This window comes from Sphingomonas sp. LH128 (assembly GCF_000293195.2).
In the GTDB taxonomy this organism is placed as follows: domain Bacteria; phylum Pseudomonadota; class Alphaproteobacteria; order Sphingomonadales; family Sphingomonadaceae; genus Novosphingobium; species Novosphingobium resinovorum_A.
Genome location: NZ_ALVC01000240.1, coordinates 1 through 7,598, shown reverse-complemented (window position 1 = coordinate 7,598; position 7,598 = coordinate 1). Strand labels below are relative to the sequence as shown.

General features: G+C 65.8%; 11 protein-coding genes. 8 read left to right on the top strand and 3 right to left on the bottom strand.

Annotation, left to right across the window (positions count from 1 at the left end):
* From LH128_RS19090 to LH128_RS19080, 3 genes are all read left to right on the top strand, one after another.
* A partial coding sequence (locus LH128_RS19090) for a helix-turn-helix transcriptional regulator (protein WP_008831322.1) occupies window positions 1-324 on the top strand: 324 nt, incomplete at its 5' end.
* Between the two features lie 119 nt (window positions 325-443).
* Complete coding sequence (locus tag LH128_RS19085) at window positions 444-1,196, top strand: SDR family oxidoreductase (RefSeq protein ID WP_051211533.1); 753 nt, start codon at window positions 444-446, stop codon at window positions 1,194-1,196.
* A 13-nt stretch (window positions 1,197-1,209) separates the two neighbouring features.
* A complete protein-coding gene (locus LH128_RS19080; protein WP_008831320.1) occupies window positions 1,210-2,016 on the top strand; it encodes an SDR family NAD(P)-dependent oxidoreductase in 807 nt (268 codons plus the stop codon).
* Between the two features lie 12 nt (window positions 2,017-2,028).
* Here the strand turns inward: LH128_RS19080 and LH128_RS19075 are convergent, their stop codons facing one another.
* On the bottom strand, window positions 2,029-2,553 hold the full coding sequence (locus tag LH128_RS19075) for a hypothetical protein (protein WP_008831319.1): 525 nt from the start codon (window positions 2,551-2,553) through the stop codon (window positions 2,029-2,031).
* A gap of 128 nt (window positions 2,554-2,681) precedes the next feature.
* On the opposite strand from LH128_RS19075, the gene LH128_RS19070 reads away from it, so the two are divergent.
* The 4 genes from LH128_RS19070 (at window position 2,682) to LH128_RS19055 (ending at window position 6,210) form a co-directional block, all read left to right on the top strand.
* Window positions 2,682-3,482, top strand: coding sequence for an SDR family oxidoreductase (locus tag LH128_RS19070; protein ID WP_008831318.1), 801 nt, complete (start codon window positions 2,682-2,684; stop codon window positions 3,480-3,482).
* Complete coding sequence (locus LH128_RS19065) at window positions 3,479-3,904, top strand: nuclear transport factor 2 family protein (RefSeq protein WP_008831317.1); 426 nt, start codon at window positions 3,479-3,481, stop codon at window positions 3,902-3,904. The genes LH128_RS19070 and LH128_RS19065 overlap by 4 nt, the downstream gene beginning before the upstream one ends.
* Window positions 3,905-3,945: 41 nt before the next feature.
* Entirely contained in the window at window positions 3,946-5,091 is a 1,146-nt protein-coding gene (locus tag LH128_RS19060; protein ID WP_008831316.1) for an aminotransferase class I/II-fold pyridoxal phosphate-dependent enzyme, read from the top strand.
* Between the two features lie 672 nt (window positions 5,092-5,763).
* Window positions 5,764-6,210 carry a hypothetical protein gene (locus LH128_RS19055; RefSeq protein WP_008831315.1) on the top strand — a complete coding sequence of 149 codons (447 nt, stop codon included), beginning with the start codon at window positions 5,764-5,766 and terminating at the stop codon, window positions 6,208-6,210.
* A 198-nt stretch (window positions 6,211-6,408) separates the two neighbouring features.
* Here the strand turns inward: LH128_RS19055 and LH128_RS34670 are convergent, their stop codons facing one another.
* Both LH128_RS34670 and LH128_RS34665 read right to left on the bottom strand, forming a co-directional pair.
* Window positions 6,409-6,576 (bottom strand): LuxR C-terminal-related transcriptional regulator, encoded by a 168-nt coding sequence (locus LH128_RS34670; protein WP_008831314.1) that lies wholly within the window; start codon window positions 6,574-6,576, stop codon window positions 6,409-6,411.
* Window positions 6,577-6,593: 17 nt separating this feature from the next.
* Entirely contained in the window at window positions 6,594-7,049 is a 456-nt protein-coding gene (locus tag LH128_RS34665; RefSeq protein WP_008831313.1) for a hypothetical protein, read from the bottom strand.
* A 364-nt stretch (window positions 7,050-7,413) separates the two neighbouring features.
* Here LH128_RS34665 and LH128_RS19045 point away from each other — a divergent pair.
* On the top strand, window positions 7,414-7,598 hold a 185-nt coding region (locus LH128_RS19045; RefSeq protein ID WP_008831312.1), incomplete at its 3' end, for a flagellin N-terminal helical domain-containing protein.

Genomic DNA, 7,598 nt, shown 5'->3' with positions numbered 1-7,598 from the left:
CTCGACCTGCTGCTGGTGCCTTCGGGCCAGCGGATGGGGACGACACAAGCTGCGCCGGCGATCGTGTGCTACCTGCATGCCGACAACTGGTCGTCCGCCGATCGCTGCGAGCAGCTAGCCCAGCTTTTCGATCTTGCGCCCAGCGAGGCGCGGCTGGCGCTGGCCTTGAGCCGAGGCATGTCGATCAGCGAGGCCGCGCCGGAGCTGGGGCTGACGGTGGAATCGGCGCGCACCTATTCCAAGCGGATCTACGCCAAGACCGGCGCGCGGGGGCAGGCGGACCTCGTGCGGTTCATCCATCGTTCGGTTCTGGTGATCGCGTGATCGGATACATCATTACGGGGCCGCCTGAGCGATTATAACAGGTGTTCAGCATTTTTCGTTGACTGTACGCCCGGCGGGCTTCAGCGAATGCATACGAAACGAATGGGAGAATGCCGCCGATGACCAAGCTCCTTGCAGGAAAAGTCGCGCTCGTGACCGGGGCATCGTCTGGCATCGGCGAAGCGGCGGCGCTTTGCCTGGCAGAGGCAGGTGCGGCCGTCGCCATGTCGGCCCGGCGGGCTGAGCGGCTCTCCGGCCTCGTCGCCAGGATCGAGGCGGACGGCGGTACGGCGCTGGCCATCCCGGGCGACATGACGGTGGAGGACGATGCCCGCCGCGCGGTGGCCGAAACCGTCGAGAAGCTGGGCCGAATCGACATCCTGATCAACTCGGCCGGGATCATGGAAGCCGGGGGAATCGAGAATTGCGATACCGCGATCTACCGCCGGGTCATCGACATCAATCTGATGGGGACCGTCTACACCTGCACTGCCGCCGTGCCCCACATGCTGGAACAGGGTGGCGGTGACATCATCACCATTTCATCGCTCGCGGGCCGTAAGGGCGGTCCGATGACGAGCGCTTATTCCGCCAGCAAGCACGCGGTGAACTTCATGACCGATGCGATGCGGCAGGAACTGGGCGGCCGCAACGTGCGCGTCACCACGCTGATGCCCGGCGCGACCGAGACCGAGGTGGGCGACAACATCTCCGATCCAAACTGGCGCGCCGCGATCCAGGCGCACGTCGCCAAGGAAGGCGCGGTGAAGCCGAGGGACATCGGCGAGGCCATCGTCTTCATCGTGGCGATGCCGCGTCGCACGAACATCTCGGAAATAACGATCCGGCCGACGATCGACACGTCGGCCTGAAGGGAGAGGGAAGATGGCCGGAAGGCTTCAGGACAAGATCTGCATCATTACCGGCGCCGGGTCCGGGATGGGGCGCGCGATGGCGCGGCTGTTCCATACGGAAGGGGCGAAGCTGCTGCTCGCCGACATCTCGGGCAAGGAGGACGAAGTGGCTGCCGATCTCGGCGGCGAGGTCGTATCGATCCATTGCGACGTCTCCAGCGAGGCGCAAGTCAAGACGATGATCGCAAGGGCCGAGGAGAGCTTCGGCAGGCTCGACGTACTGTGCAACAACGCCGGTTTCGGCGGCGGGATGGCGCCGCTCCACACCCAGACGACCGAGCTGTGGGACAAGGTGCACGCCACCAACATCCGGGGCGTGTTCCTCGGCATGAAGTACGGCATCGAGTCCATGCTGAAGACCGGCGGCGGAGCGATCGTCAACACCAGTTCGGCTTCGGCGGTGATCGGGTGGAAGCACCACAGCGTCTACAGTTCCGCCAAGGCGGGCGTGCACCAGCTCACCAAGGTCGCGGCATTGGACTATTCGGACAGCAACATCCGCGTGAACGCCGTGGCGCCGGGGACGATGTGGACGGGGCTGGTCGAGGCATCGAAGACGCATGATGCGCCGCCAGAGGGTTTTCCGACGCTCGCCGGGATACCGATGGGGCGCTGGGGCCGCGCAGAGGATATCGCATTGGCCGCGCTGTTCCTCGCCAGCGACGAGGCGGCCTACATCACCGGGGTGATCCTGCCGGTGGACGGCGGCTATTCGATCGGATTTTCCGGCATGGGGGCGGAGCGGCCCGGGATCGTCAGCGCCAACAGCGACGGGTAGCTGGGCGCCGCCCTAAAGCCAGGGCGCCACCGGTATGCCCGTCAGCGAGGGATCGGCCCACAGATACTCGGTGAAATGGCCGATCCTCCTGCGCGTATCGACGTAGCAGAAGCACAGCTTTGCTTCGTCGGACGGCTTGGCCGGGAACCGCAAGGCAAGCGCCTCCCCGCTGGCGCGCACGTCCTGCAGCAGGGCCTGCCATTCAGCGTAAGGCCCCGGCACCGCGATCCCGATGTGGTGGAAGGCGAGGACCTGCGCCGACAAGTCCGCCGCGTCCGTGTAGATTTCGGTGACGCCCGAGATCGGCTCGATGATCTCGAACTGGCGCAGGCCGCCGGGGCCGCCGATATTGGCGATCGCTGACTTCACGCCCAGCCTGCGCGTTTCGCCGTAGGAGAGGACCTCGATCTCGGATTCGCTGCGGCGCAGGCCGGTGATGCCCAGTTGCGTCTCGGCGTGCATGATCGCCGCGTCCATGTCGCGCGTGGCGTAGCTCATCTGGATGAGCCGCCCGTAGCGCCTGCCGATATGCGTCATGGCGACGCCTCTCCCTGTTCTCATCGTCCCGGCGGTGATGACCGGCGGCCTTGGCGATTGCAAGATAGTGTCCGCTTCTTCAAAATTCCCACAAGGCGGCAAGGCCGCGCTGAGGAGAGGCAAAACCCATGGATTTGAGCGAAGCAGGCCACGCGTTCGTCACCGGCGGCGCAAGCGGCATCGGCCTGGGTATCGTCGATGCGATGGCCCGCAAGGGGCTCAAGGTGACGATCGCCGACATCGATGCCGAGCACCTCGCCGCAGTGCTGGCCGATCGCGGTGGGGCCGTTCGCGGCGTCGTCCTCGACACCCGCGACCGTGAGGGCTGGGCGCGCGCGAAGGCCGAGGCGGAAGGTGTCTTCGGCCCGGTCGATGTGCTGGTCAACAACGCCGGCATCGCTCCCAACGGCCGCGAATTCGCGGACATGGACCCGGCCAGCTTCGACCGCATCGTGGCGATCAACCTCACCGGCATTGCCAACGGCGTCTTCACCTTCGCCGCCGATATGCGGGCAAGGTGCAAGGGGCACGTGGTCAATACCTCCTCGCAGGCCGGTCTCACCGCGAGCGTGCCGGGCGTCGGGGCCTATGCGGTCGCCAAGTTCGGGGTAACTGCGCTCACGGAGGCGTTGAGGCAGGAGATGGCTCCTCATGGCGTGGGTGTGTCGCTGCTTTGTCCGGGTTATGTTGCCACGAACCTGGCCGAGAACACCCGCAAGGTCGGAGGCGAAATCCGCCAGTATGCGGGCGCCATGCCGCCCTCCGGCGTGACGGCCGAACATATCGCCATGATGGTGCTGGCGGGCATCGAGGCCGACGAACCGTGCATCGTCACCCATGCCCGCGTCTGGCGCAGCGTGGAACCGCGTTTCACGGCGATCCGCGCGGCCTGCGAACGCCGCGACGCAGTGCAGGGCGCCGCTGCATGACCGAGGAACGGTTCGCCCGGATCGAGGCGCAGATCGCCATCGCCGACCTCGTCCACGGCTACGCGCGGGCCGTGCGGCGCGAAGCCTATGAGAGCATCCCCGCTCTTTTCGCCCCGACCGGGACCTTCGAAGTCCGATCCGGCGCGCCCGATCGCACCGAATATGCCGTGCGCCAGCGGTTCGAGACACCCGAGGCGCTGGCCGCCTTCCTCCTCGAAGGGAAGGGCCGGCCGCATCCCGTGCCGCTGATCCATAATCTGATGGTCGAGGTCGCCGGAGACACCGCGCGGGCCAACGCCATGATGGTGGCGCCGATCACCGGCACCAACAAGCAGGTGACCGGCGAATATCACGACAGCTTCGTGCGGCTGGACGGCTGCTGGCTCTTCGCCGCGCGCATCTACACCATCTTCGCGGCCTGACGCGCATTGCATGACGCCTGCACGGCGCGTAGCAGGCGTGCATGATCGCGCACGTCGAACCCTTCCACGCCACGACCATCGGCCGTCTTGCCTACGAACTCGCCGCCGAGGGGCGCGACGTGATCCACATGGAATACGGCCAGCCCTCCACGGGCGCTCCGGCCGCGGCCATTGCCGCGGCCCATACGGTGCTCGATGCCGAGGCCGGTGGCTACTGGGAGAGCCCGGCGCTGCGCGAACGGATCGCGCGGCACTACGCCGAGGCTTATGGCGTAGTGGTCACGCCCGAGCAGGTATTCCTGACCTGCGGTGCCTCGCCTGCCTTCGTGCTGGCGCTGTCCTGCTGCTTCCGCCCCGGTGCGCGAGTGGCGCTGGCCCGGCCGGGATACGTCGCTTACCGCAATGCCATGCGCACGCTCTATATCGAGCCGGTCGAGCTGCCCTGCGGCCCGGCCGAGCGCTACCAGGTCACCGCCGCCGCCCTCGACGCGCTCGATCCGGTGCCCGAGGGGCTGATCCTTGCCAGTCCGGCCAACCCCACCGGCACCGTCATCGCGCCGAAGGAACTTGCGGCCATCGCGCAGGTCTGCGCGCGCAAGGGCATCACTGTGATCTCCGACGAGATCTATCACGGCCTGACGTACGGCATGACGGCCGACTCCCTGCTCCAGCACGTGCCCGAGGCACTGGTGGTGAACAGCTTTTCCAAGTGGTTCTCGATGGCCGGCTGGCGGCTGGGCTGGCTGGTGGTTCCTTCGCGTCTGATCGAGGCTGCGCGCGCACGGATCGCCAACCTGTTCCTGACCCCGCCGGTGCTGGCGCAGCACGCGGGGCTGGTCGCCTTCGACTGCACCGAGGAACTGGAGGGGCACCACGCCAATTACGCGCGCAATCGCGAACTGCTGCTGGCCGCGCTCCCCCGTCTCGGCCTGCAGCGCATCGCGCCGCCGGACGGGGCGTTCTACATCTGGGCCGACATCGGCCACCTGACCAACGACAGCTTCGCCTTCTGCCGCCAGCTCCTTGCCGACACCGGCGTCGCCACCGCGCCGGGCATCGACTTCGACCCGGTCGATGGCAACCGTTTCATCCGCCTCAGCTTCGCCGTCTCCACGCTGGAGATCGAGGATGCGATCGAGCGCATGGTGCCTTGGTTCGCTGCGCGCGGGAACACTGCCGGCGTTTGACATTGGTTCGCTGATACGATCCTGCATGGCTCATAGTCGAGAGAAGGGCAGTATGATCGTCACCGGCCGCGGCCTGCGCGCGCGGGGGCGAATCACTTTGCGAGCAAGCCTGCGAGACTGCCGATAGAGCGCGGCAAAGGCTGCACGAGGTCGATGGAGTGCGATTCGCGATGGCGCCGATGCCCGGCATGGCGGCATTTTTCGGAGTGATGGATTCTGTGCCGGTACCACAGTCCGGTGACCGGCCGACCACGTGCCCGCGCCCATGCTTCGCGCAGATGCGGATGCTCACCCGGGCAGCCGTCATGCGCACGATTCCAGAAAGTCATGTGATCTGCACCTGGACAATATCGGGACGCGACATGGAGTTACTGCCCCAACGCTCGCAAGGACGGGTGCGGGGCGTCGATACCGGACACGATCTGGGCCCCGCCGAACCGGCCCGGTTCGCGGATAAAATTGCCGCGACAACCCGTCCCTAGCGGCGGTTTGCCTAAGGAAATTTCCGCAAGGGGTCTGCGCAGCCGTGAATACACGGGTGTTTCACCTAGCCTCTATAAGATGTAACAAGGCGGGACAGCGAATCCGGGCTACAGGGAACTGCGTATTGACGCTGGGCCAGGTCTGGGGACTGTGGCGCACCCTTCGGACGCGAAAGACAACGATAAGGCAATGGCAAGTACTTCGAACAGTGTCGGCAGCGATCGCGTTCATGCGCGCCGTCTGCGTGACTTCCTCCACGATTGCGCGGGCAGTGCCGCCTGCGAGGAGATCGACCGTATTCGCGAAGCGCTACACCTGCTGAGCGGCAGTGGCGTCGACGGAGCCGTACCGCTCGACCGCGTACGCATCAACGCCATGCTGGACTGCGGCGCGGGGATGAGCGCCGTGCTGGAGATCATCGGTCCGGACATGCCGTTCATGCTTTCGCGGGGCGGTCACGATACTTGTCTTGCGACCGTGGTGCCTCCGGGCGGCTCCGAGGAAGCTATCGCGGAAGGTTCGACGCTCGCGCTCGCTATGCTGGCGGGCCATGTCGCGGCGGTGCTGGCGAAGGGTGAACGCGGCGCTCATGCCGCAGATGTTCCGCTGGCCTCGGCCTCCATCCGACTGCACTGACACCGCCGGCCCCAAACGATCCCGCGACAGGCCCGGTCGGGAGGGGAATACGACCGGGCCCGCATCGTCGTCCGGAGATCAGGCGACTGCGGATCAGGCGTCGGCGCCTTGGCAACGGGTGGCGCCGACAGCTTTGATGTACCGCGATCGTGGCTAACGGCTCGTTCACGCACGCCTAGGGATATTGCCGGATTGGCGTCAGTTCACGAGGGATGCCTCGATCGCGATGCGGCTCGCGTCGGACGTGTGATTGGCGCCCAGCTTGTTGAGCATGTTGGCGCGGTGGGTTTCAACCGTTCGCGGGCTGATCGAGAGTCTTTCTCCTATCAGGCGGTTGGACAGGCCGCTGGCGACGCTGCCCAGCACTTCGCGTTCCCGCCGGGTCAGGCGATGTAGTCGATCGCGCCATCGAGGATGGCCTGGACGATGCGCTGCGCGCCGGACTCCTCGAAGAAAGCGATGTTCGGAAACCATTCGCCGTGGCTGGCCATGCTTTCGATCAGATCGTCGATCGCGCCCGCCTGGTCGTGGATCTCCGGATTGGCGGCGATCGGGTCTTCTGGGCCGGCCATGGCGGCGAGGATCATCGCCAGCGACGTCTCGTTGACGGGGGCGGCGTAAGTGACGGAGGTGTGGCTCGCGCCTTCGCGCACTATCCCCGGCATGTTCCCACGCGAAAGGCTGACGCGGCGGCGGCGCGGTTTCCCGGGTGTGTGATCGGCCGCATCGCGAAAATCGATTGCAGCGGTGTCGAAAAGAGAGGCGGCAATGGCGCTCGCGCGCTGCATCACCGGGCCGTGTAGGCGGAGCTTGTCGTGGATGCCCGGCAATCCGGTCATATCGCGCTCCTTCTAGAATTAACCGTGTTCTGAAGGTGCTTATGAGGAGCGGACGGCAAAGAGAGCGGTAATTTAGGGGGGGAGATGTGCTTAATAATTACCGTCAGAAGGACGATCTAAATGGGCCGTCGTCCCGGACTTTATCCGGGACCGCTGGGGTTTCTTGGGGCAATCGCAGGCCGCGCGCGGCGATGTGGGCGGTTCACGGCCAGCGGTCCCGGATCAAGTCCGGGACGACGAGTCGAATCGCAAGCGCTTGTTGAACCCCGTACTTAAACTTCCTCGCCCCCTGCCGGTTTAGGGGCTGGCGGCGCTGGAAACCCACCCGCCGGGACCAACGGGACACTTCACGGGAACACGCACAATGTTAGTCATCAACACCAACATCAGCGCGATCCGCGCCTCGAACGCATCGAATTCGGCCAACAAGGCCCTTGGTACCGCAATGGAGCGCCTGTCGACCGGCAAGCGCATCAACTCGGCCAAGGACGACGCGGCGGGCCTCGCCATCTCGACCTCGATGACCTCGCAGATCCGCGGCATGAGCCA

Bases quoted from the DNA above. Each gene is read 5' to 3' on its own strand.
- LH128_RS19085 (WP_051211533.1), top strand. From the start codon at position 444: ATGACCAAGCTCCTTGCAGGAAAAGTCGCGCTCGTGACCGGGGCATCG.
- LH128_RS19055 (WP_008831315.1), top strand. From the start codon at position 5,764: ATGGCAAGTACTTCGAACAGTGTCGGCAGCGATCGCGTTCATGCGCGC.
- LH128_RS19080 (WP_008831320.1), top strand. From the start codon at position 1,210: ATGGCCGGAAGGCTTCAGGACAAGATCTGCATCATTACCGGCGCCGGG.
- LH128_RS34665 (WP_008831313.1), bottom strand. From the start codon at position 7,049: ATGACCGGATTGCCGGGCATCCACGACAAGCTCCGCCTACACGGCCCG.
- LH128_RS19075 (WP_008831319.1), bottom strand. From the start codon at position 2,553: ATGACGCATATCGGCAGGCGCTACGGGCGGCTCATCCAGATGAGCTAC.
- LH128_RS19070 (WP_008831318.1), top strand. From the start codon at position 2,682: ATGGATTTGAGCGAAGCAGGCCACGCGTTCGTCACCGGCGGCGCAAGC.
- LH128_RS19060 (WP_008831316.1), top strand. From the start codon at position 3,946: ATGATCGCGCACGTCGAACCCTTCCACGCCACGACCATCGGCCGTCTT.
- LH128_RS19065 (WP_008831317.1), top strand. From the start codon at position 3,479: ATGACCGAGGAACGGTTCGCCCGGATCGAGGCGCAGATCGCCATCGCC.